The sequence below is a fragment of the Bacillus marasmi genome, from assembly GCF_902168435.1.
GTDB classification, from domain to species: domain Bacteria; phylum Bacillota; class Bacilli; order Bacillales; family Cytobacillaceae; genus Bacillus_BU; species Bacillus_BU marasmi.
Genome location: NZ_LR656206.1, coordinates 1 through 1427 on the forward strand (window position 1 = coordinate 1; position 1427 = coordinate 1427).

1 protein-coding gene is annotated in these 1427 nt (G+C 34.8%); it reads left to right on the forward strand.

The window, feature by feature from the left end; all coding sequences use genetic code 11:
* The first annotated feature begins 133 nt into the window (after nt 1-133).
* The gene (locus tag FXW34_RS22740) at nt 134-1333 is read left to right on the forward strand and encodes an IS4 family transposase (protein WP_147536297.1); all 1200 of its coding nucleotides are present in this window, start codon (nt 134-136) and stop codon (nt 1331-1333) included.
* Nucleotides 1334-1427: the final 94 nt, after the last annotated feature.

Sequence of the window (1427 nt, forward strand, 5' to 3'; positions counted from 1 at the left end):
GTCCCACTAGCGTTGCACGACTTGAAAAATATGTAAAAGTGACTTAATTAATTTCTAAAAAATAAAAAGGCTCCTATTGTAGAAGAGATAGACCATACTTGTTCCCTCATCTTCTACAAAAGGAGCACACAACGTGAGTATTAGTATAGGTCGTCAAACATTAATTTGTCAGTGCTTATCATCACTTCCATTAGAAGATTTTGAATGTCTACTCATGGATTATGATTACGATAAGCTTTCTACCAAGTCTTTACTGAAAATATTTGTAGCTGCACAGCTAGACAAATGGAGTTCCTATGGACAATTTGAAGAAAAGCTGCGTGCACATCCCAACCTAAGAAAAGAGCTTGGGATCAGCGAGATCAGTGGCTCTCAACTTAGCCGAAGGATTAATGATTTACCTACAGAATGGGTTCAAAAACTATTCCTTAAGGTGATTCAAAAAATTCAGGAGCTCACCAAAAAGCAAACAGGTATATCAAAAAATATCGGCTACTTAAAAATAGTTGATTCCACTCAAATTCGATTACCAAAAACCCTTTGTAATTGGGCAAATATCTCTAAAGAATTTAATTCGGTGAAAATGCACACGAGGTTAGTTGTTGTGTCTAAAGACACTGTTTTTCCAGATAAAATTATTCCTTCATCAGGAATTGTTGGTGATTCAGAAACTGCTAATCTGCTTGTTGAAACTGATGATGCCACGTATGTAATGGATCGTGGATATCCTACAATTAAAAATTTAGAAGATTGGTTAGAAAGAGAAATCTCTTTTGTAACACGCATCTCCAAGAGTCTCCGACTCTATTCCATAGAGGAATATACACCAACCCATCCTTCTGTCCTAAGAGATGCAAAAGTTAATTTTGGTGTTTCAAAGAAGCCGGTTCGTTATATTGAATTTGTGGACGAACAAAATCGTACATATAGAATTCTTACATCGAGATGGGATCTTACAGACCAAGAAATTATGGAGATTTATAAAAATCGATGGATGATTGAGTTATTTTTTAAGTGGGTAAAACAACATTTAAAGTTAACCAAGGTTTGGAGTACAAAGCCGCAAGGCATTTGGAACCAGATGTTTTTATCCCTAATTGCTTATGGACTTGCCTTAATTGTAAAGCTACAAACACAATCGACTAAAACCCTTTGGGAATTCTTTCAGATTCTGCAGATTTATCTTTATAAGTCATGGAGTAGCTTTTTAAAAGCGTTATTTCGAAAGAAATCCAGAACTTCTAGAGGCCGGCAAAAAGTACCTATACCTCTAGAGAAAAAACCTATTGTTTTTGGAACAGTCGCCATTTGTAAAGAAAAACGTAAGAAATAAGACATTTTAAATAAGTAAAAAAATGGGAACAAGGTCTTTTATAGAACCATGTTCCCGTTTTTTCATTTAACAACTCTGAGTGAATGTAAAAAAA